The sequence below is a fragment of the Allomuricauda sp. MMSF_3307 genome (genome assembly GCF_030733585.1).
In the GTDB taxonomy this organism is placed as follows: domain Bacteria; phylum Bacteroidota; class Bacteroidia; order Flavobacteriales; family Flavobacteriaceae; genus Flagellimonas.
The window spans coordinates 325,796-347,323 of record NZ_JASHIQ010000003.1 but is presented as its reverse complement, the minus strand read 5'-3'; the positions used below and the strand labels follow the sequence as shown (position 1 = coordinate 347,323).

Here is a 21,528-nt window from a genome sequence, read left to right as displayed (position 1 = left end):
CGTAGGCGGGAATCTAGCTATATGCGCTCCGCAATCCGGAGCTTTGCACTTCGCGCCCTATTATTTTGGGCTATTTCTTCTGCTGATGGCGTAATCAATCCTCCGACTTTTTTTAAGGGCACATCAATGTTTCCATAAAAATCCTTTTCTGGCTCGCCATCGAATCTTCCTGCCCGGATGAATCGTTTGGCCAATCTATCCTCCAAAGAGTGATAGCTGATGACGCTCAATCTCCCACCTTCCTTCAACACCTCTGGCACCTGCTCAAAAAATTCCTTGAGCACCTCAATCTCTTGGTTGACCTCAATCCGAATGGCCTGATAGATCTGCGCCAATATTTTATTCTCTTTCATTTTGGGCAAAAACCTGCTCAACACCTTTTTAAGGTTATCGGTAGTTTTTATGGGCTCTTCCGACCTTGCCTCAACTATGGTCTTAGCCATGGCGTTGGCATTTCGCAACTCGCCATATTGAAAAAGAACCGATGCTAAATCTTCTTGGGAATAGGTGTTCACCACCTGATAGGCCGATATTTCACTGCTTTTGTCCATCCGCATATCCAAATCCGCATTAAAACGGATGGAAAAACCACGTTCGGCCTCATCGAACTGATGGGATGAAACCCCAAAATCTGCCAAGATTCCATCAACTTTCCGAATGCCATAGAACTTTAAAAACTGTTTGAGGTAGCGAAAGTTCTGATTGATCAACTGAAACCGGTCATCTCCCAATGCATTCTGCAAGGCGTCTTCATCTTGATCAAAGGCGAACAATTTTCCGCTATCGCCCAATCTTTTCAAAATTTCTTTGGAGTGCCCTCCGCCACCAAAAGTGACATCCACATACACTCCATCTTTTTTTATGTTCAATCCGTCAACCGACTCATGCAACAGCACCGGATTGTGGTATGCACTACTCATCGTCGTCAAAAATCTCCTCGGCCAGGTCGGCATAATCCTTCTCTCCTTCCGCCAAGACTTTTTCGTACATATCCTTGTTCCAAATCTCGATTTTATCAAAAACCGCATTCAACACCACTTCCTTATCTATGGCGGCAAAATCAACAAGGTTCTTTGGAATTTGCAGTCGTCCAGAATCCCCATCTATACTGACCTCCTTCATGCCTGCCACAAAATTTCTCACAAAAGCATCGTACTTCCGGTTGATTTTGCTTTTCTTCATCACCTTCTGCATCAACACATCGAACTCGGCCTTTGGGTACAACTCCAAACACTGCTGAAATACCGACCGCTTGATCACGAACCCATCCTTGATCACGGGCAATAGCTGATTCTTCAAAGAAATGGGCAACAATACCCTTCCTTTGGAGTCCGCTTTGCAATCATGTTGTCCGATGATATGGGTCACTAGAAATCAATTGGTTAGTTAATACAACTCAAATATATAGATTTTATTTCCACATTTCTCCACTAAACACCACTTTTGTTAATAAATTCTCCACTTTTAAACGAAAAGCACATCTTCTTACCCTCAAATAGAAGCTGAGTTTTCTTGTTGATGGGAAAAGTGTTTTGTCCGGAATTGAAAAACTTCTATCGGTTATGTTAAAAACCTAAAATCTTTGTGATATGAAATTCCTATATTTGCCCCTCTTAGTACCAACTGACTATAGATGGAAGAGCACTTAATTGAGGACGGGAAATACCGCTATATAGAAAAGGGAGAAGGTACTCCCATGATCATATTACACGGTTTGATGGGAGGATTGAGCAACTTCCAAGGCGTTTCTGAATATTTCCCTCAAAAGGGCTACAAGGTTCTCATCCCCGAATTACCTATCTACGACATGCCCCTTCTAAAGACTACGGTAAAGAATTTTGCCAATTTCTTAGAGGGTTTCATTGAGCACAAAGGACTAAAGGATGTTATTCTATTAGGTAACTCACTTGGTGGACACATTGGGCTTTTGCATACCAAAATGTTCCCGAAAATGGTCAAGGCTTTGGTAATTACAGGTAGCTCTGGACTCTATGAAAGTGCTATGGGCGATGGTTACCCTAAGCGCGGTGACTATGAGTTTATCAAGAAAAAGGCAGAGGATGTTTTCTACGACCCAAAAGTAGCTACCAAGGAGATTGTGGACGAAGTCTTTGCAACGGTAAACGACCGGATGAAACTGGTAAAAACGTTGGCCATTGCCAAGAGTGCAATTCGCCACAACATGGCAAAGGATTTACCACATATGCACACGCCGACCTGTATTATTTGGGGAGAGAACGATACGGTTACCCCGCCAAACGTGGCCAAGGAATTCCACGAGCTTTTACCGGACTCCGACCTATTTTGGATAGAAAAATGTGGCCACGCCCCTATGATGGAGCACCCCAATGACTTTAACCGAATTCTGGAAGCTTGGCTGAAAAAGCGTAACTTCTAGGCATGAAAATCACCTCGGCAGATTTTGTAATGAGCAACTCCAATGTTGCCAAATGTCCCAATGAACCGTTGCCCGAATATGCGTTTATAGGAAGGTCCAATGTGGGAAAATCTTCCCTGATCAATATGCTGGTAGAGCGCAAGGCGTTGGCCAAAACCTCGGGCAGACCGGGCAAAACACAGCTCATCAACCACTTTAAGATCAACAACAATTGGTTTTTGGTGGACTTGCCGGGATATGGTTATGCCCGTGTCTCCAAAAAAGACAAAAAGACCTTTCAAAAATATATCACCGAGTATTTCCAAAAGCGCAAACAACTGGTCTGCGGTTTTGTTCTGGTCGATATCCGCCACGAACCACAACCGGTGGATCTGGAATTTATGGAATGGCTGGGTACCAACCAGATTCCCTTTGCCATCATTTTTACAAAAGCGGACAAGTTAAAGCCCAATGCGATTGAACGACAGGTGAATGCTTATCTGCAAAAACTGTTGGAAGGTGCTTGGGAAGAAGCACCTCCACATTTTACCACTTCATCGAGCAACCGAATGGGAAGGGAAGAGCTTTTGGAATTTATTGACGGTATTAATCACGATTTTTTCAGCAATACCTGATTGGATTTTCCGAGAATCTGTCAAATCAACAGTTTTCTTGCTAGCTTTAAGGCATGGATACGGTAAAGACCTATCATCAGGTGAACAGAGCGGATGGCTCCCAAGATTTTGGAATTTCCAAAATGGAGGATATTTACAAAAAGCGTGATGGGAAACCGGATACACCTCATCGTCATGATTTCTACACCATTCTGATCATAAAAAATGGCAAGGGTCGGCACACTATCGATTTCAAGAACTACGAACTCTCCAGCAATCAGATTTATTTTATTGGTCCGGGACAAGTGCACCAACTCACGGAAGAGCTTCCCACCCAAGGCTATTCCGTCGTGTTTTCCTCCCAGTTTTTGGCGATGAACCAAATTTTGGTCGATTTTATAGAGGATATCAACCTTTTTAATGATTTTGGCAGCACCCCTCCTTTGGAACTGAGCAAGGCAGAAATGGCAAAAATTGACCGCTACGCCATGGACATAATGGAGTTCATGGGTTCTGGACATGCTTATAACTATGACGCCATCGGGGCATTGCTCAAACTCATACTGATTTCATGCCATCATCTGTGTTCGCTCAACCAGTTGGACGTGCAGACCATGGAATCGGGAGGTTCCCTCGTTCGAAATTTTAAGCGATTGGTGAACCAAAACTATAAGGAATGGCACCATGCTTCGGCCTATGCCGATGCCCTGAATATTACCCCAGACCACTTGAACCGAGTGGTGAAATCGTTGACAGGTAAAACCGCAAAAGAGCACATACAAAGCCGGTTGACCACTGCAGCCAAACGTATGCTTTACTTCACAACGCTTTCCAACAAAGAAATTGCCTTTGAATTGGGGTTCTCCGAACCAGCCAACTTCAGCGCTTTCTTCAAATCCTGTACGGGCGTGGCACCCAGCAAGTTCAAACAAAGTGTCTGATATCGGATTTTCATAAGTCCTTCCCGTATTTTTATATGGTATTATCCTTTGTTTGTGAGGATCTTTGTATCAAACAAAAATCTAAAAGCATATGAAATCCGTTTTACATAAAGCAGCAACACGAGGCCATGCCGACCATGGCTGGTTGAATTCGCACCACACTTTTAGCTTTGCGGGATACCATAACCCTGAGCGTATGAACTTTGGTGTGCTGCGAGTGCTCAACGACGACCAAGTAGCTCCCGGAAAGGGTTTTGGAACCCATCCACACGACAATATGGAGATTATTTCCATTCCCTTAGAGGGTGACTTGGAACATAAAGACAGCATGGGAAACACGAAGACCATCAAACAAGGCGATGTCCAAGTGATGAGTGCTGGAACTGGAATACAACATAGCGAGTACAACAAGAATGATGACCAAGAGGTCAAGTTCTTGCAGATTTGGGTCTTCCCTAACAAACGTAATGTGGAACCACGATATGACCAGATTTCCATTCGGGATATTGAAAAGGAGAACACCTTTTATCAGGTTCTTTCCCCAAATCCAGAGGACGATGGTGTTTGGGTACACCAAGATGCTTGGTTCCATTTAGGGAAATTTGAGGCAGGTGCCACCGATTCGTATGAAATCAAAAAAGAAGGAAACGGGGTGTATGCCTTTATTCTGGAAGGAGAAGTGGAAATTAATGGCCAAAAATTGGACAAACGGGACGGTTTAGGAATTTGGGACACCGATGCATTTAACTTTACATCGATTACCGAGAGCAGGGTCTTGCTAATGGAAGTCCCGATGAGCCTAGATCAAATTGGACGTTAGGCCATCCTTTAAAAAAAGCCCCTTTTTAGGGGCTTTTTGCTTATTTTAGGGTCATAAACACCATTAATCATGACCCAAAATCCTACCAATAAATTTACGCCGGCCAGTTTTATAAAACTGATGTCCTTTTTGCACATGGGCATTGCCGTGACCCCCATTATACTTGGGGCACTTTTTTATTTCAACAACGATGATCCAAAACTTTTGGTTTCGGATTCCAATGATGTCTTTTTGGCCATAGTTCCCATATTGGCCCTAGCCAGCATTTATGTTAGCGACCTTATTTTTAAAAAAATAGTGGCCTCCATACCCCAAAATGAAGGACTCAGGCCCAAACTGGCGAAATTCCAGACAGCTTCCATTATCAAATACGCACTATTGGAGGGAGCATCGCTTTTTAGCATAGTGATTTTTGGGAACACCCAAAATCTATTGTATTTGATTATCGGTGCCTTCTTACTATTTTATCTTTTTCTGCAACGCCCCACCAAACAGAAAATTGAGGCTGCATTAAACCTTCAGGGAGCAGAAAAAGCAAAATTTAATCGCCTTGATGAACCCTTGGTCTAAAGCGTTATTTTTTCAATTCCAGCTTTTCCGCGAAATAATCACAGAAATCCTTCATCGTAGCCGTCATTTTTTCGTCCTGGGTCGCTTTGTAGAAGGTGTCGGCCATCGTCACCAAGGTTTGATGAAAGAACACCTTCATCTCGTCCACAGGCATATCCTTGGTCCATAAATCTATTTTGAGGGATTCTTGGTTGTTGCTGTCCCAAACGGACAATAGCATGGCTTTGGCCTCCTCTTCGTTGATGCCACCATCCTGTGCCGACCATTTCAATTCCTCGGGAACTCGGTTCTCGTCCAATCCAACTTTTAAAGTGATTTCCGAAGTATGTGTTACTGCCATTTATCGTTTTGGTTTGTAATTTGACTGTTTTAAAATTTCATCCGCGGGCATTTCCAGCAATTGTTGAAGACCCGTATCCGTTTTTTCCATAAAGGCCCGCACAATTTGCCACCCCATGTACCTTCCCAAACGTGGTGGGGATTCATTGTCCAGCTCCAGACCAAATTTTGTGAAGGGTGCTGGGTCAAGAAATTTACGGTCCAAACCTGTGTCTGTGCTGTACAACAGCTCGCGCTCCACAAAGTAGGTCCACATTTGCTCCTCATTGGCCGTGGCCCAATCCATTTGCTCTTCCGAGTAGCCAATTTTTTGGGCATCCGTAGCCGATGGAAGCAATTTATCCTTCAGGTACAATTCCTTGCCATAATAGACCATACGGGAGAGAAGCGTCCGGTTCCTTGGATAAGAAATCACCTTTTTGGCAAAGGCATTGGCCACATCCGAAGCCAAAAACTTTTTATCCAAAGAAGCAGCAATGTAGCGCTGCATTCCTTCGTAAAAGTGATGGTCTTCGCCCAAATAGTTATCTAGGCCGATAAGCAAAAGTGTGTCTGTCAATATAATTCGGTTCTCGTACCTCACATCTGAAGTCAAGGTTACAATATGCGGTATCTCCGTATCTGGAAAATAATATTTAATGTGCTTGAACAGCGACTCCAAATCGGCAGCCTCCTCTTCAAAATCTCCAAAAGCCTTGTCCACTTCTTCGGAAAGCTCAATTTGAATGGTATCCGACAACTTGGCCACCCATACACTATCGGGAAACTGTTCCGGGAACAAATAAGGATATTTTGCCTTTAATTCGGGTATTTCCGTAGCAGAGGCATCGGCAAATTCTTGGTCGAACCTTGAAATACGGAGATCAACGGCAATTTTATCGATTTCTGCTTCCGTTTTATCGGTTTCCCCACAAGACCAAAGCACCAAGATAAGAGCCAAAGGCATCCCATGACCTATCCTATTCCTAAAGTATTTCAACAACCGCTTCATTTTTAAGGGTACAGGGTTTAAATTTACAGGGCACAAAGGTAAATTATTGAATCTAAATAGGAAGATATGCAAACAGAAAAGGTAATCGCACATATTGTTGATTGGTTAAGGGACTATGCCGAAAATGCCAAGTGCAAGGGTTTTGTCATTGGGGTGTCGGGAGGTATCGATTCTGCGGTCACCTCTACCTTATGTGCCAAAACCGGATTGGACCTTTTGTGTTTGGAAATGCCGATTCACCAAGGTAAAAATCAGGTAACCCGTGCGGACCGACATATTGATTGGTTGATGGAAAACTTTCCCAATGTGTCCAGACAACCCGTTGACCTTACTCCCGTCTTTGACAGTTTGGTGGGTGCTTTCCCAAAAGTGGATGATGAGGAGGAACGGATGATGTCGCTTGCCAATACCCGGGCAAGGCTCCGGATGACAACCTTATATTATTTTGCTGCCCTAAAAGGGTATTTGGTAGCGGGAACCGGGAATAAGGTTGAAGATTTTGGCGTAGGCTTCTATACTAAATATGGTGACGGCGGTGTAGACCTCTCCCCTATTGCCGACCTGGTCAAAACAGAAGTGTACGAACTAGGAAGAGTGCTGGGTGTCAACCAAGATATCATGGAGGCAGCCCCCACCGATGGACTCTGGGGAGATAGCAGAACGGACGAAGACCAAATAGGGGCATCGTACCCCGAACTGGAATGGGCGATGGACATGGACGATAAGGGTAAAACCGCAGCCGATTTTACGGGTCGGGAAAAGGAAGTTTTCACTATTTATAAAAGATACAACACCGCCAACAAACACAAGATGGTTCCGATTCCCATTTGTGAAATTCCAAGTAATTTAAAGTAGCGGTTCACCCTAAAAACCTTAGATTAAGACGAAAAAAACCATATAAAAACTATGGTTTTAAGAAAAAAATTACACTTTTACATGATTAAATTGTTATCTTGCTTGCTAATTATTGTAAGTTTTTAGCCACTAACCATTCATTAAACAAATCTTAAGAAAATGATAAAAGTATTGATAGCTGATAACCATCCGGTTGTAAGGCTTGGTATCAAAAAGGTACTTGAATCCAGCTCTGACATTGAAATCATTGCAGACGTATCAACTACCGAAGAGCTTTTTAATACATTGAAATCCATAACCCCCGATGTAGTTATTTTGGAGATGGACATTCCCGAGATCAACGGAATTGCCACCCTAAGAAAGATGAAACAGGATTTCCCTGACATTAAAACTTTGATGTACAGCGGACAATCCGAAGATGTGTACGCCTTGAGCACCATACGAGCCGGTGCCTACGGATACCTTTCCAAAACTGCCGATTTGGAGTACATTATTTCAGCCGTAAGAAAAGTAAGCGAAGGCAATATGTTCATCACCAATGAACTGGCCCAAAGACTTGCCTTCGACGAAAGTACCCAAAAACCAAGAAGATTCTTTAGGAAACTCTCTTCCCGAGAAGTTGAAGTATTGAAACTCTTGGCCAGCGGTAAACGAAACAAAGAAGTAGCAGAGGGATTAAATCTGAATGAAAAAACAGTAAGCACCTACAAAGCACGATTGATGAAGAAGTTGAACGTGGATAATTTGGTGGACTTGCTACAACAGGCCAAAGCCCTGGAACTCTATTAGAAATACCCAACCAAACCAACTATTGTATTGACCCTTTTCAATTGTATTGGAAAGGGTTTTTACGTTTAGGAAAGTACGCGGTTCAATTTGGCATTAAGGAGTTTGTTAAGTTGAAGGTAGTTCATGATTTCCTCCAAAATTTCGGTATTGTCGCCCACGTGGTCCTGTGTTTTTTCCTTCAGCTTTTCAATACGGTTTTTAATAAGGTTGCATCGAAGGGTTAGAATGGTCTCCCCTACCAATTGTGCCACTCCTATTTTTTTCTCCTTGGGATAAATGTCCCGTCGCTCCCAATCATGGAGCACATATTGTTCCTCCTCCATCAATATGGAAGACACCTCGGCAACGATTTCTTGATCAAGTTCCGATAAAAAGGTACTCACCGAAAATTCGGTATCCTCGTTCAGCCGCTCTATCAATTTGTAATAAATGGTCTTGAACTGCTCATTCGTCAGTTCAATCTCATCATCCTGAAGGTCCAAATACACTTTTTCATATACTTTGGACTCCACAATTTCGGGCTCCAGCACCAATTCACCATTTTCGTTTTCTTTCAGCACCAAGTCCTCAAATTCCTGCTTTTGGTTACCATACAACAATAGGACCTCTATAATTTTCCGCTCCAACTCGTGCTGGACATCCACCTTTTCCACCACTGCATCGTTCTTGACCACTTCAAAGGCCTTCTGTTCTTGTTTGGCCTTTTTTGCCGTATCGGTTTGATGCTTTTTGTCAAGCTGCGCCAAGGTATTGTACAGGACTTCTTCGGAAATCTGCATCATCTTGGCACATTCCTGCACATAAATTTCCTGTCGGATACGATCGGGGATTTTACTGATACTGTTTACAATATCCCGCACCGTATCGGCCCTTTTGATAGGGTCGTTGGCGGCTTCCTTGGCCAGCAAGGAAGTTTTGAACTGGATAAAGTCCATGGCATTCCCCTCCAGATATGCCACTAAATCCTCGTAGGTATTGTTCTTTGAAAAACTATCGGGGTCCTCGCCCTCCGGAAAAGTGCACACCTTTACGTTCATCCCCTGTTCCAAGATAAGGTCGATACCGCGAAGGGAAGCCCTAAGTCCTGCAGCATCACCATCAAAAAGAACGGTAATGTTCTTGGTCAACCTATTGATGAGCCGAATTTGTTCGGGGGTCAATGCGGTTCCACTGGAGGATACCACATTCTCAATACCGCTTTGGTACATTTGGATGACATCCGTATACCCTTCCACCAAAAAACAGTTGTCCTCTTTGGCAATGGCCTGTTTGGCAAAATAAATGCCGTAGAGCACCTTACTTTTATGGTAAATCTCGCTTTCGGGCGAGTTCAAGTATTTGGCGGCTTTCTTATCATTCGTCAAAATACGCCCACCAAAACCGAGCACCCGGCCGCTCATGGAATGGATGGGGAACATGACCCGCCCTTTGAAACGGTCAAAGGTCCTGTTCTCGCCCCCTGCCTGTTCCTTGACAATGGTAAGCCCTGTTTTTTCCAAAAACTCCAACTGATACCCTTTATCCAAGGCGGTTTTGGTAAAGGCCTCCCACTCATCCAAACTATAGCCAAGGCCAAACTTTTTGATGGTCTCGTCCGTGAACCCACGTTCCTTGAAGTACGACAGCCCTATGGCCTTTCCAGGTTCGCTTTCCCAAAGGGTCTGGGCAAAGTACTTTTGGGCATATTCCGAGACTAGATACATGCTTTCCCGCTCGTTGGCCTGCTCCTTTTGCTCATTGGTCTGTTCGGTTTCCTCAACCTCAATATTATATTTTTTGGCCAGGTACTTTATGGCTTCGGGATAGGTAAAATGTTCGTGCTCCATCAAAAAAGCCACCACATTGCCTCCTTTCCCGCTACTGAAATCCTTCCATATCTGCTTCACTGGAGAAACCATGAAACTAGGGGTCCGTTCATCCGTAAAAGGACTCAATCCCTTAAAATTGGACCCTGATTTCTTCAATTGTACAAAATCACCGATGACCTCCTCCAAACGGGCAGTCTCGTATACTTGGTCTATGGTGGTTTTTGAAATCACGGTACTTTATGAATCTAGCGGTTAAAGGTAAATAAAAACAATGTTTTTGGTGAATACAAGAAGGAATTCCATCTTTTACATTTTGTATCTTAGAGGCTCTTGCCGTTGAAGCAAGTAAAATAGATTAGAAGAAATATGAAGATCAAAAAAATGGCAAGTACTCGGTGGGCCATCACCACCATACTATTGACTTTTATTGTATCTGCCTACGGCCAAATGGCCAAAAAAGCGGGTCCCATTATCGAAAATGGCGAAGCACAAGTGGTCGAAGCCTTTTCCGACCCCAGCAAATGGATTCGCCACGACCTTTGGGTAGAAACGGAGTTTGATTCGGATGGTGACGGAAAACTAGACCGTATGCACGTAGATGTCACACGACCGGAACAAACCGAAACAGAAGGACTACAATTTCCCGTAATTTATGAATCAAGTCCCTATTATGCAGGTACCGCAGGAATGGATAAAGGTATTTTTTGGGACGTAAAACACGAACTGGGAGAAGCTCCAAAACCGAGAACACATCCCAACGTGACACGTGTTGGGGAACGCCCCATTATTTCAAACTCCCAAGTGATGACATGGGTGCCCAGAGGCTATATCGTTGTCCATTCTTCCTCCCCGGGCACAGGGCTATCGGACGGTGCTCCAACTGTGGGCGGCGACAATGAATCCCTTGCCCCAAAAGCCGTTATCGATTGGCTCAATGGAAGGGCCAAAGGCTATACCGAAAGGGATGGGGATACAGAAGTGAAGGCCTATTGGTCCACTGGAAAGGTGGGCATGACGGGTACTTCGTACAACGGGACCCTACCATTGGCGGCCGCTACAACGGGAGTCGATGGACTGGAAGCCATCATCCCCATTGCCCCGAACACTTCCTATTACCACTATTACCGTTCCAATGGATTGGTTCGGTCTCCAGGAGGGTATTTGGGTGAAGATATTGATGTGCTTTATGATTTTATCCACAGCGGTGACGAATCCAAAAGAGCACGGAACAATAAAGTAATCCGTGATACGGAAATGAAGAACGGACTCGATCGTATTACCGGTGATTACAATGACTTTTGGGCCGGAAGGGATTATCTGAACAACATGAAACCCATGAAAGCGGCCTTATTAATGTCGCACGGTTTTAACGACTGGAACGTAATGCCCGAACACAGCTATCGGATTTATAAAAAAGCCAAAGAAATGGGATTGCCTGTCCAAATTTATTATCATCAGAACGGACATGGTGGCCCACCTCCCATTTCGATGATGAACCGCTGGTTTACCCGTTACCTGTACGGGGTAGAAAACGGGGTGGAAAACGACCCCAAAGCATGGATCGTGAGGGAAAATGATGCAAAGGACAACCCAACGCCCTATGCAGACTATCCCAATCCGGATGCCAAGGATGTCACACTTTACCTAAGTCCAGGAGCCCCAGGAAAAGGTGGATTGTCTACGGATAAACCAGATAATGCTGGAACCGAGACCTTGGTGGACAATTATTCCTTTTCAGGCTCCAGTTTGGCAAAAGCGGAGACCACCGAACACCGATTACTATATGTCACTCCAATATTAACCGAGGATGTGCACATCTCCGGCATACCCAAAATCAAGATCAAGATGGCCAGTAGCAAACCTGCTGCCAATTTATCCGTATGGTTGGTTTCATTGCCATGGTCGGAAGCCCTGAACACCAAAATTACCGATAACATCATCACGCGTGGATGGGCCGACCCTCAAAACTATCGGTCATTGACCGAGAGTGAACCTTTGGTTCCAGGGAAATTTTATGAAATGGAATTTGAGTTGATGCCCGATGACCAAATAATCCCAAAGGGGCAACAAATTGGCTTGATGATATTCTCCAGCGACAAGGAATTCACCCTCTGGCCGGAGCCCGGCACCGAATTGACCGTAGATTTGGAAGGAACTACACTCACCCTGCCCATTGTAGGTGGGAAATTATGATGGTTTTGGATGGTCAACTGACCAAAATCATGTAACTTAAAGAAGATATTCAAGAACTTAGGGGAGTTTAACCAATACCTAAGTTCTCATGAAAATCTTGATCATTTATGGCACCGTGGAAGGGCAAACGCGAAAAATTGCCCGGTTTATGGAACAGGTTCTTCAGGAGGAAGGCCATCAAGTAGCTATTGCCAACGCTGTGGAGGAACCTCCCGCCCCGAACGATTTTGATGCTGCCCTTATCGGGAGCTCCGTACATGTACAGAAGTACAACACCTTGATCAAGGAATATGTACTGGAACATTTAGACACCTTGAATAGCATGCCAACGGCTTTTTTTTCGGTGAGTATGGCCATGGCATCGTCCATCAAAGAGGAACACGAAGAGATAGCACAGGTAGCCAAGGACTTTTTGAAAGAAACGCAATGGAACACTGCAACCGTTTGGCATATCGCAGGCGCTTTGAAATACACAAAATATAATTATTTCAAAAAGCTGATCATGCGTTCCATTGCCAAAAAAGAAGGAGGGTCCGTGGATACGGACAAAGACCATGAATACACGGATTGGACCAAAGTTAAGGAACAGGTCCTCAGTTTTTCGAACCGATTAAAAACATAATCAACATATATGGACAGACATAGTTTTACAACACTTTCAGAAGCAATAAATACATTGACACAAGAGGACGGATATAAAGAGGATTTTGAGGCCGACGAGACGTGCATTAAGGCACTCTATTCCAAAAGGGAGTATCAGCCTGATGACCTACAGATCATCGATTCCTATCGGTTTGAGGGAATGACCAATCCGGGCGATCAGTCTACTGTATTTGCCATTGAGGCAAAGGACGGCACCAAGGGCACCATGGTGATGTCCTATAGCGCCACTAGTGGGCAAAACGAGGAACTCATTAAACAGATTCCGTACAAAAAGGATTGATCATACGAACAATTTGCCCACCGAAGAGGGTTGGTGCAACAACCATCCCGTAAGGCTAAATCTACTTTTGTGGGCCTTGAGCACTGCATGGGGTACTTCGGCACTTTTAAACATAACACAGCGGCCCGCCAAGGGCTCTACCAAAAAACTGGAACCATCTTTTTCGAAGATTTCGAGCTCGCCACCATCCCCTTGTTTCCAGTCATCGTTCAAATAGATAATTATGGAAATCATCCGGTTGTTACGGTTTTCGAACTGGTCCAAATGCTTATCGTAATGACCACCCAATGGGTAATGGGCCAAATGGAATTCATATCCCGATAGACTGAGATAGCAATAACGGTTAAAAATGTGCATCGTCTCATCCAGCAGGCTCCAATAGCCCGTTAATTGGGCGTCACGGTTCCTGTCCAACCAATAGGTAAAATCCCCCCGTATTTTCGTGTCGATTTGATGATCGGCATGGGCACCTATTCCCGCTTCCTTAAAACTGGGCAGCTTACCGAGAAAAAAAGTTTTGATCTCCGTATAAAGCTCGTCCCTCAGAAAGTGGTCGATAATCACATAATCCTTACTGGAGATGTCATCCATCCAGGACAACCAATCCTCCAAACCGTGATAGGCGTTCAATGCTTCAAAAATGTGGGCGAATGTAGAAAATAATTAAAAACGAAATTCATTTTTCTTTAATCATTTGGGAAACCCTAATTTTGAACATATCAACATCCAATAGCCATGATTCTATTTTTTGGAACACGACCCGGCAAAAAAGAGACCAAGGTACTTACCCACGCAACTTGCCCCTATTGCAGCCAAACTGGGACATTGACAGCCGTGGCACAGCCCAACTATGCCCATTTGTTCTGGATTCCGCTATTTACGATCAATAATATCCGCTATGCGGAATGTTCCCACTGCAAAAAAGTCTACTACAAGGAAGATTTTACGCCAGAAATGGAACAGGCCCTACTGAAATAAAAAACGGCCGGGAAACCCGACCGTTAGCTAACCCATTGGAGTGGTTATATATCAAACCGAAGGCCCAGTGATATATTGTTTTGTTTGATTTCGGCATCCTTGAAAATTGGGTTCAAATCATATTTGATGTAAAGCAACACCCCATCGAAGCCCATGTATCCGCTCACACCATAGATAAGGTCGCTACTGTTGTAATCCCTTTTGAGCTTGTCCTTTACATTTTCGCCATCGCGATTGTACTTTAATTTTTGACGAGTGCCAAGGTTGAATCCGCCGTAGCCCCCAAAACCAAGTCTAAATTGATCTCTGATGGAGTATCGCATGCTACGCTCCGTTTTTCGTAATCGCGAGGGACCAACTTCAAAATGAACGGGAAAAACTAGATTGTCCATTCGGAACTTGGATTTATCCAAATCAAATTCGAATTCCTCCAAAACGGTTTGGTTTCCCTCTTGAACAAAGATTCGGTTCCCGTCAGGTTTTAGGCCATTGAACTGAAAAGAAAAGCCATAATTGAACCGAAGCCAATTGGAATTTTTAAAGACCCTGGTACGCCATTGCCAGCCCATTTCAAAAAAACGGCTTCCTCCAACTTTATAGGGGGTATCGTTCAAGGACTGCCCTTCAATCAAAGCGTTGTTTAAACCAACGGCCATGACAAAATCGGAATACGTTCGCCTATCGTATTTAATCTCCCGCTTTCTTGGATTTCGTCTAAAGCTGATAATCGGTTTGCCATCGATAAGGATACCCAAACGTCCCCAATCATCATAAATGGTATCCGTTTCGGCTAAGGTCAACACCTCCCCTTTGTTTCGTTCCAGCAAGGCAATTCTGTTATCGATAATGGCCACGCGATTTTCAATGTTCAGGGCTCGTTGTTTGGCCACTTCTTCCTTCAAAACCCTAGCTTCGTTTTCAGTGATATCCCCATTGTCCAAACGCTGATTGATATCCCTTACCTCCAATTTTAAGGCTTCTTTCTCTTGTTCAATGATGCGCTGTTTTTCCAACTTCAGCGCTTCAATTTTCTGTTGATAATCTTCTTGTCCAAAAGCCGCTACGGAACCAAGGAACAAGACTAAGATGATTGAATAAAATGCAATTGTTTTCATGATTGTTTTTGGATTATAAACCTCCCTCCTTCCTGCCGTTTGGGCAGGAAGTTGTAAGAGGTTTGACTTGATTGATGAATAATTCTACTGATTTCGGTCTGCCACCGCAGTACGTAATTTTAGGTAACCTGATTTGAGTGCATCAAAGATTTGGTCACGGAACGTTTCGTCCAGCTCGTCTTCCACTTCGGCCAGCAGCGACATGGCATCGACAGAGCCGCTTTCCGTGAACAGCTTATCCGTTAAGATTTGGCGCTGGGCCGCCCTCAAAAGGGAGTCTACTTCGGCATCGGTCACATCCTGATGCGCATGCTCCATCAGTTCTACCTGTGCCACCACTTCTTCCACTTTTTGGGCAATCAACGCATCCGAGTTGATTAAAATTTCATCCTTTAACGGGGTTTTGGTTTCTTCCTCCGCTACCCTATCGTTGGAAAAAGGCTGCTCGAGATTCAAAGGCTCCTCTAGCTCGGCAGTCTTGGAGTCAACCTCAATCCCGACAACTTCCATTGATTCCTCAAGAGGTTCGACATTAGTATTTTGTTCGGGCTCAATCGTGGTTTCGGGTTTTGTTGCCGTTTCCACTACTTGGTTTTCCTCTACTCTGGGTGACTCGTTCGTGAAAAAGAAAACCGACACCAATACCACACCCACCACACTGGCGGCGACGGCATATAGCAACCAAGGGGTTCTCCTTTTGGGCGAAGGTCCTTTGACCTGTGAAGCAATCTTGTCCCAAGCACCTTCGGACGGTGCAATGGTTCGCTCCTCCAGTTTTTCCTTGATATGTTTTTCCAATTTATCCATATCCCTTATTGTTTGTTCGCCGATTGTGATTTGGGCGACATTCCTTTTAAATTCAAATTTTCCTGAAGCATCTTTCGGGCCTTGAACAGTTGTGATTTTGACGTGCCTTCGGAGATTTCGAGCATATCGGCGATTTCCTTGTGCCCATACCCTTCCATGGCATACAACAAAAACACCGCTTTATAACCTTCGGGCAGTCCATCGATCAAATGCTGCACATACTCCACATCCAAAAGACCGTTATTCTGTCCAAAATCAATGTCTTTTGTTTCCTCCATGATTTCATCATCGTAGACCACAAACTGTCTTTTCCGCAAATAGGAAATGCTTTCCCGCACCATAATGGTTCGAATCCAACCTTCAAAATTGCCCTTAAATTGATACGAACCTAAATGGTTGAATACCTTAACGAATCCATTGATCATCACGTCCTCGGCAAAATGCAGGTCCTTAATGTACTGCCTGCAAACGCTCAGCATTTTAGGGGAAAACCTATCGTACAGCTCCTTTTGGGCCTGTGGGTCTCCCTTGATCGATTTCTTGATCAACTGCTTTTCGTTGCTATGTAGCGTAATGATTTTCAAAAAAGTTTGGTTTACAAAAGTGCTTCTATTAATAGAGACGGGATACAAACACAAATAGTTGCCTGAAAATTAAAAATTTTCATTAAAATATTGATTTTCAATTTATTAAAAATTATTTTTTTCGGTCTACCACGTAGTTGACCATAAGTTTGAGGGCACTTTTGTATTCGGAATCAGGGTAATTGTCCAAAATGGCCAAGGCTTCATCCTTGAACTCCAACATCTTCACAACCGCATAATCGAGTCCACCTTTTTCCTTCACATAGGCAATGACTTCCTTGACGCGCTTTTTGTCTTTATTGTGTTTTTTGATGGAGTTGATCAACCACTTTTTCTTTTCCTTATCACTCTGGTTTAAGGCGTAGATCAAAGGAAGGGTCATTTTTTGTTCCTTGATATCGATTCCGGTGGGCTTGCCGATTTTTTCGGCGCCGTAGTCAAAAAGGTCATCCTTTATTTGAAACGCCATGCCACAGAGTTCCCCAAATTTCCGAAAGGTTTCCACTTCTTCCGAATCGGGACGCACGGAACAGGCTCCCATGCTGCAACAGGCGGCAATCAAAGTGGCGGTCTTTTGCCGGATGATATCATAATACACCTCTTCCGTAATATCCAAAAGTCTTGCCTTTTCGATTTGGAGGAGTTCCCCTTCACTCATATCGCGAACGGCATTGGAAATAATGTGCAATAAATCATAGTTCTTGCCTTCCAAAGAGACCAAAAGGCCTTTGGAAAACAGAAAATCCCCCACCAAAACGGCAATTTTGTTTTTCCACAGGGCATTGATGGAGAAAAAGCCCCTGCGCTTGTTGCTGTCGTCCACTACATCGTCATGAACCAAGCTTGCAGTATGTATCAACTCAATAATGGAAGCTCCGGTGTAGGTCCGTTCGTTGACTTCGCCGTTCAACAATTTGGCGGTCAAAAAAACAAACATCGGGCGCATTTGCTTGCCCTTTCTGTTGACTATGTAATAGGTAATCCTATTGAACAATGCGACTTTGGAGGACATGGACTTGAGGAATTTTTCCTCGAAAAGCTGCATCTCATTCTCAATGGGCTCCCTTATCTGCGAAACGATTTTCAACGTAACGGGTGGTGTTTGATTTTGAAACCCTAAAAGTAGGGAAAATGAAAGAGTTGGTGGAATGAAATCCGAGTTTTAAGATACAGTCCTCAAACTATCGATGATTTGCAGGGAATAAGGACCAAGGGTGAACGGGAAAAGGTGAAAGGGAAAAATGGAAAAACAAAATGTCTCCTGTCTCCTGTCTCCTGTCCCTTGTCTCAAAACTAGCTCTTGTTTGCTAGCTGACCACAGGCGGCATCGATATCCTTTCCACGAGATCTGCGGATGGTGACCGTGATTCCGTTGCGTTCCAAGGTATTTTGGTACATTTCCACCGCTTGATTGGAGGCTTGTTGAAACTCGCCGTCATCAATGGGGTTGTACTCTATCAAATTTACTTTTGAAGGGGCAAACTTGCAGAACTTGACCAAGGCATCGGCTGCTTCTTGGGTATCGTTGATTCCTTTCCACACCACATATTCGTAGGTAATCCTGTTCTTGGTCTTGCTGTACCAATATTCCAAGGATTCCCGTAAATCTTTCAAAGGGAATGTGGCATTAAAGGGCATTATGGAGGTGCGAACCTCGTCTATCGCGGAGTGTAGGGAAACGGCCAAACCAAATTTCACCTCTTCATCTGCCATTTTTTTTATGATTTTGGGTACGCCGGAGGTCGAAACCACAATGCGCTTCGGAGACATACCGAGTCCCTCGGGCGATGTAATCTTATCAATGGCCTTGAGCACGTTGTTGTAGTTCATCAAGGGTTCGCCCATCCCCATAAAAACGATGTTGCTCAACGGACGGTCAAAATACAATCGACTCTCGTTATCTATCGCCACCACTTGATCGTAGATTTCATCGGGATTCAGGTTTCGCATCCGCTTTAAACGTGCGGTAGCACAAAATCGGCAATCCAAACTACAGCCCACTTGACTGGAAACACATGCCGTGGTGCGGGTTTCGGTGGGTATCAGAACGGACTCCACGACCAGACCATCGTGCAAACGCACCGCATTTTTTATGGTACCATCCGAACTGCGCTGCATTTGGTCCACCCGAATGTGGTTGATCACGAAATTATCCTCCAACATTTTACGGGTTTCCTTGGAGATGTTGGTCATAGCATCAAAATCGTGGGCAGACTTTTGCCACAACCATTCATAGACTTGGTTGCCCCGGAATGCTTTATCGCCCTGCTCCACAAAAAAATTGCGGAGCTGCTCCTTGGTCAATGCCCTTATGTCCTTTTTTTTGACTTCCACTAGTTAAAGATAAGCAAGAAAAAATCCCGTTGGCCATAAGCGAACGGGATTTCTGTTTTATGAATATTCCGTTTTACAGAATCAGCATGGCATCCCCGTATGAATAGAAGCGGTAACCTTCCAAAATGGCTTGTTTGTAGGCCTTTTTCATGAGGTCGTGCCCCATAAATGCCGAAATCATCATCAATAAGGTGGATTTGGGCAAGTGAAAGTTGGTCACCATGCAATTCGCGATGCTGAATTCGTAAGGAGGAAAAATGAACTTGTTGGTCCAGCCCTCAAAGGTATTCAACGTATGCTCGGATGAAACGGCACTTTCCAAACTTCTCATCACCGTGGTCCCCACAGCGCATACTTTTCTTTTATTGGCTTTAGCCGTATTTACGATTTCGGTGGCCTTTTCATCGATGACCAACTCCTCGCTATCCATTTTGTGCTTGGACAGGTCTTCCACCTCAACCGGATTAAAAGTCCCCAATCCTACGTGAAGGGTAACCTCGGCAAAGTTGATACCTTTAATTTCCAATCGCTTGAGCAAATGCTTGGAAAAATGAAGTCCTGCAGTTGGGGCGGCTACGGCACCTTCATGCTTGGCATAAATGGTCTGGTAGCGTTCCTCATCTTCTGGTGTGACTTCCCTTTTGATGTATTTTGGAAGTGGGGTTTCTCCCAATTCCCTCAATTTTCTTCTAAAATCAGTGTAAGAGCCATCGTAAAGAAAACGTAGGGTCCTACCTCTTGATGTGGTATTATCGATAACCTCGGCCACCAAGCTTTCGTCCTCCCCAAAATACAGTTTATTACCGATACGGATCTTCCTTGCTGGATCTACCAAGACATCCCATAAACGCTGTTCTTGGTTTAGTTCCCTCAACAAGAAAACCTCGATACGGGCTCCTGTTTTTTCCTTGTTTCCAAAAAGTCGGGCTGGAAATACCTTAGTGTTGTTCAAGACCAAGACATCGTCTTCATCAAAATAATCGACAAGGTCTTTGAACATTTTATGTTCAATTTTTCCGCTATCACGGTGAACCACCATTAGTCTGGATTCGTCCCTGTGTTCCGCAGGATATTCTGCCAATAACTCTTTAGGCAATTCAAAATTGAAGTTTGATAATTTCATGTGGACTTTTTTTCGATTTTTTAAAAGAGGGGCAAATATACAACCTACCCATAGCGGATGTCAAGTAATTTGATGATTAAATGTGGATTACAATTCTTGGACCAGGAATCCAAGCGCCTTTAGGTCGCTCCAAAAATCGGGATAGGATTTGGAAACCACTTCGGCATCGTTCACGGTAAAATCAGCCTTGAGGGCCAGTGGTCCAAAGGCCATCGCCATTCGATGATCGTTATAGGTATCGACCGAAACTTCTGGTTTTAAGTGCTTTTGCGGGTGAAGGGTCAAGCTCTCGGCATCAATTTCCACTTTGGCCCCAAACTTACCCAATTCGGTCTGCAATGCGGCCAATCGGTCCGTTTCCTTTATGGGCAGGGTGTGCAATCCAGTCAAATGACAACCTATGCCCAAACCCAAACAGGTCACTGCAATGGTCTGTGCAATATCCGGGGCATTGGACAGGTCATACTCCAAATGATCTACAATGGGAGCTGTGGTTTTTCTCAGCACAATGGAGTTGTTGGAAAAAGAGGTCTCGACTCCGAAACTGGTATAGATTGCGGCCAAAATGCTATCCCCTTGCAGGGAATTCTTTTTGTAAGAAGCCAGTTGAATCTCCGAACCTGCTTCGCAGAGGGCCGCTATGCTGTAAAAATAACTGGCGGAACTCCAGTCGGATTCCACCACCAAGATGGTATCGGAAACAGCTTTTTGGGGTGCCACGGTGATTTTGTTTCCTTCAAAAGTCGTTTCAACCCCAATTTGTTCCAAAAGGGCCAGGGTCATTTTGATATAGGGTACCGATGTGATCTTGCCTACAAGTTCCAAGGCTAGTCCGTTTTTCAGGCTCGGGGCAATCAGCAACAAGGCTGAAATGTATTGGCTACTGATATTGGCCGGTAGTGAAACTGTACTTTTTTCCAATGTTTTCCCTTTGATGTTCAAGGGAGGGTAGCCTTCCTCTTTTAGGTATTCGATATCCGCACCCAAGGAACGTAATGCTTCGACCAAAACTTTGATAGGTCGTTCCTGCATACGTTCTGAACCCGTTAAGGTTACGTGCTTGCCTTCTTGCGAAGCAAAATAGGCGGTTAAAAAACGCATGGCTGTTCCTGCATGGTGAATATCCACTGTACCCTCGGATTTGCCCAATCCTTTCTGCATGACTTCTCCATCATCCGAATTGGAAAGGTTCTCAATTTTGATATTGGGAAACAGTGCCTGCAACAACAAGGAGCGGTTGGTTTCACTCTTGGAGCCGGTAATAGCAATGGACTTTTGGATTTTTTTGTGGTCGGGTGCTGAAAGTTGGAGTTTCAATTCGTTTGGGTTTGCATGAATGGTCAAAAC

24 protein-coding genes are annotated in these 21,528 nt (G+C 44.2%); 11 read left to right on the top strand and 13 right to left on the bottom strand.

The window, feature by feature from the left end; genetic code table 11:
* Positions 1-17: 17 nt before the first annotated feature.
* Together rsmH and RBB12_RS09885 are read right to left on the bottom strand one after the other, a co-directional pair.
* Positions 18-920: a 16S rRNA (cytosine(1402)-N(4))-methyltransferase RsmH gene (rsmH, locus tag RBB12_RS09890; RefSeq protein WP_306013576.1), complete on the bottom strand. Its 903-nt coding sequence runs from the start codon at positions 918-920 to the stop codon at positions 18-20.
* Positions 913-1,368, bottom strand: a complete 456-nt coding sequence (locus RBB12_RS09885) for a division/cell wall cluster transcriptional repressor MraZ (protein WP_293283410.1) — start codon at positions 1,366-1,368, stop codon at positions 913-915. The genes rsmH and RBB12_RS09885 overlap by 8 nt, the downstream gene beginning before the upstream one ends.
* Before the next feature lie 265 nt (positions 1,369-1,633).
* Between RBB12_RS09885 and RBB12_RS09880 the strand changes: the two genes are divergently transcribed.
* The 5 genes from RBB12_RS09880 to RBB12_RS09860 all read left to right on the top strand — a co-directional run bounded on the left by RBB12_RS09880 (position 1,634) and on the right by RBB12_RS09860 (position 5,322).
* A complete protein-coding gene (locus RBB12_RS09880; protein ID WP_179385213.1) occupies positions 1,634-2,398 on the top strand; it encodes an alpha/beta fold hydrolase in 765 nt (254 codons plus the stop codon).
* Positions 2,399-2,400: 2 nt separating this feature from the next.
* On the top strand, positions 2,401-3,012 hold the full coding sequence (yihA, locus tag RBB12_RS09875; RefSeq protein WP_306013577.1) for a ribosome biogenesis GTP-binding protein YihA/YsxC: 612 nt from the start codon (positions 2,401-2,403) through the stop codon (positions 3,010-3,012).
* Positions 3,013-3,065: 53 nt separating this feature from the next.
* Positions 3,066-3,932, top strand: coding sequence for a helix-turn-helix transcriptional regulator (locus RBB12_RS09870; protein WP_306013580.1), 867 nt, complete (start codon positions 3,066-3,068; stop codon positions 3,930-3,932).
* Between the two features lie 91 nt (positions 3,933-4,023).
* The gene (locus RBB12_RS09865) at positions 4,024-4,752 is read left to right on the top strand and encodes a pirin family protein (RefSeq protein WP_306013581.1); all 729 of its coding nucleotides are present in this window, start codon (positions 4,024-4,026) and stop codon (positions 4,750-4,752) included.
* 69 nt (positions 4,753-4,821) lie between these two features.
* Positions 4,822-5,322, top strand: coding sequence for a hypothetical protein (locus RBB12_RS09860; protein ID WP_306013582.1), 501 nt, complete (start codon positions 4,822-4,824; stop codon positions 5,320-5,322).
* A 4-nt stretch (positions 5,323-5,326) separates the two neighbouring features.
* Here the strand turns inward: RBB12_RS09860 and gldC are convergent, their stop codons facing one another.
* The gene (gene gldC, locus RBB12_RS09855) at positions 5,327-5,662 is read right to left on the bottom strand and encodes a gliding motility protein GldC (protein ID WP_179385218.1); all 336 of its coding nucleotides are present in this window, start codon (positions 5,660-5,662) and stop codon (positions 5,327-5,329) included.
* Positions 5,663-6,652, bottom strand: a complete 990-nt coding sequence (gene gldB / locus RBB12_RS09850) for a gliding motility lipoprotein GldB (RefSeq protein ID WP_306013583.1) — start codon at positions 6,650-6,652, stop codon at positions 5,663-5,665.
* Between the two features lie 66 nt (positions 6,653-6,718).
* Here gldB and nadE point away from each other — a divergent pair, with 66 nt between their 5' ends.
* Together nadE and RBB12_RS09840 are read left to right on the top strand one after the other, a co-directional pair.
* Positions 6,719-7,507, top strand: a complete 789-nt coding sequence (nadE, locus tag RBB12_RS09845) for an NAD(+) synthase (RefSeq protein ID WP_179385220.1) — start codon at positions 6,719-6,721, stop codon at positions 7,505-7,507.
* A 159-nt stretch (positions 7,508-7,666) separates the two neighbouring features.
* Positions 7,667-8,296 carry a response regulator transcription factor gene (locus RBB12_RS09840; RefSeq protein ID WP_179385221.1) on the top strand — a complete coding sequence of 210 codons (630 nt, stop codon included), beginning with the start codon at positions 7,667-7,669 and terminating at the stop codon, positions 8,294-8,296.
* A gap of 65 nt (positions 8,297-8,361) precedes the next feature.
* Here the strand turns inward: RBB12_RS09840 and dnaG are convergent, their stop codons facing one another.
* Positions 8,362-10,335, bottom strand: a complete 1,974-nt coding sequence (dnaG, locus tag RBB12_RS09835; RefSeq protein ID WP_306013584.1) for a DNA primase — start codon at positions 10,333-10,335, stop codon at positions 8,362-8,364.
* A 135-nt stretch (positions 10,336-10,470) separates the two neighbouring features.
* Here dnaG and RBB12_RS09830 point away from each other — a divergent pair, with 135 nt between their 5' ends.
* From RBB12_RS09830 to RBB12_RS09820, 3 genes are all read left to right on the top strand, one after another.
* Positions 10,471-12,297, top strand: coding sequence for a Xaa-Pro dipeptidyl-peptidase (locus tag RBB12_RS09830; protein ID WP_306013585.1), 1,827 nt, complete (start codon positions 10,471-10,473; stop codon positions 12,295-12,297).
* An 88-nt stretch (positions 12,298-12,385) separates the two neighbouring features.
* Positions 12,386-12,919: a flavodoxin domain-containing protein gene (locus RBB12_RS09825; protein WP_306013587.1), complete on the top strand. Its 534-nt coding sequence runs from the start codon at positions 12,386-12,388 to the stop codon at positions 12,917-12,919.
* Positions 12,920-12,928: 9 nt separating this feature from the next.
* Positions 12,929-13,240 carry a phosphoribosylpyrophosphate synthetase gene (locus tag RBB12_RS09820; RefSeq protein WP_179385224.1) on the top strand — a complete coding sequence of 104 codons (312 nt, stop codon included), beginning with the start codon at positions 12,929-12,931 and terminating at the stop codon, positions 13,238-13,240.
* On the opposite strand, the gene RBB12_RS09815 is transcribed toward RBB12_RS09820, so the two are convergent.
* On the bottom strand, positions 13,241-13,870 hold the full coding sequence (locus RBB12_RS09815; protein ID WP_306013589.1) for a 2OG-Fe(II) oxygenase: 630 nt from the start codon (positions 13,868-13,870) through the stop codon (positions 13,241-13,243). It abuts the gene before it with no gap.
* A gap of 105 nt (positions 13,871-13,975) precedes the next feature.
* Here RBB12_RS09815 and RBB12_RS09810 point away from each other — a divergent pair, with 105 nt between their 5' ends.
* On the top strand, positions 13,976-14,218 hold the full coding sequence (locus RBB12_RS09810) for a zinc-ribbon domain-containing protein (protein ID WP_306013591.1): 243 nt from the start codon (positions 13,976-13,978) through the stop codon (positions 14,216-14,218).
* Between the two features lie 44 nt (positions 14,219-14,262).
* Here RBB12_RS09810 and RBB12_RS09805 read toward each other — a convergent pair whose 3' ends face one another.
* The 7 genes from RBB12_RS09805 to aroA form a co-directional block, all read right to left on the bottom strand.
* Positions 14,263-15,333, bottom strand: a complete 1,071-nt coding sequence (locus RBB12_RS09805) for a hypothetical protein (protein WP_306013592.1) — start codon at positions 15,331-15,333, stop codon at positions 14,263-14,265.
* Positions 15,334-15,417: 84 nt separating this feature from the next.
* Complete coding sequence (locus RBB12_RS09800) at positions 15,418-16,140, bottom strand: hypothetical protein (protein WP_306013593.1); 723 nt, start codon at positions 16,138-16,140, stop codon at positions 15,418-15,420.
* 5 nt (positions 16,141-16,145) lie between these two features.
* A complete protein-coding gene (locus RBB12_RS09795) occupies positions 16,146-16,724 on the bottom strand; it encodes an RNA polymerase sigma factor (protein WP_306013594.1) in 579 nt (192 codons plus the stop codon).
* A 112-nt stretch (positions 16,725-16,836) separates the two neighbouring features.
* A complete protein-coding gene (locus RBB12_RS09790; protein WP_179385229.1) occupies positions 16,837-17,811 on the bottom strand; it encodes a polyprenyl synthetase family protein in 975 nt (324 codons plus the stop codon).
* A 206-nt stretch (positions 17,812-18,017) separates the two neighbouring features.
* Positions 18,018-19,058: a 23S rRNA (adenine(2503)-C(2))-methyltransferase RlmN gene (gene rlmN / locus RBB12_RS09785; RefSeq protein ID WP_293283376.1), complete on the bottom strand. Its 1,041-nt coding sequence runs from the start codon at positions 19,056-19,058 to the stop codon at positions 18,018-18,020.
* A gap of 73 nt (positions 19,059-19,131) precedes the next feature.
* Positions 19,132-20,181: a tRNA preQ1(34) S-adenosylmethionine ribosyltransferase-isomerase QueA gene (gene queA / locus RBB12_RS09780; protein ID WP_179385231.1), complete on the bottom strand. Its 1,050-nt coding sequence runs from the start codon at positions 20,179-20,181 to the stop codon at positions 19,132-19,134.
* 87 nt (positions 20,182-20,268) lie between these two features.
* Entirely contained in the window at positions 20,269-21,498 is a 1,230-nt protein-coding gene (aroA, locus tag RBB12_RS09775; protein ID WP_306013595.1) for a 3-phosphoshikimate 1-carboxyvinyltransferase, read from the bottom strand.
* Positions 21,499-21,528 lie beyond the last annotated feature (30 nt).